Origin of the sequence: Lysobacter sp. TAB13, assembly GCF_052113885.1 — a bacterium.
GTDB classification, from domain to species: domain Bacteria; phylum Pseudomonadota; class Gammaproteobacteria; order Xanthomonadales; family Xanthomonadaceae; genus Lysobacter; species Lysobacter gummosus.
Genome location: NZ_JBFRDR010000282.1, coordinates 1 through 408 on the forward strand (window position 1 = coordinate 1; position 408 = coordinate 408).

Annotated in this window: 1 protein-coding gene; it reads left to right on the forward strand. The window is 72.3% G+C overall.

What is annotated here, in order from left to right:
• Nucleotides 1–408: MFS transporter (locus AB4Y92_RS26180; protein ID WP_441822277.1), on the forward strand; the 408-nt coding region annotated here is incomplete at both ends.

Below are 408 nucleotides of genomic sequence, written 5' to 3' on the forward strand. Positions count from 1 at the left end.
GCCTATACGGCTGTCCGCGCGGTTTTCCCGTCGAAGCTCTGGCCGCGGGTCATCGCGCTGATGGCGACGAGCTGGACGATCTCCGTCTTCCTCGGGCCGCTGGTCGGCGGCTTGTTCGCACGCGCCGGACATTGGCGCGGCGCGCTTGTCGTGACGGTGCTGATCTCGGCCATCCTGGCGGTCGCAGCCGCGCTCGTGCTGCCGGCAAACCGCCCCGTGGAGCGCTCCGCCGGGGCGCGCATTCCGGCCGGGCGCATCGGCCTGATCTGCCTCGCCATCGCGGCGCTGTCCTGTGCCTCGCTCGTGCAGGCGGTCGGTGCCAAGGCGGGCCTCATCCTTGCCGCGGTCGCAGCCCTGGCGCTGATGCTGCGGCTCGACCGCAAAGCACCGGTGCGCCTGCTGCCGAGC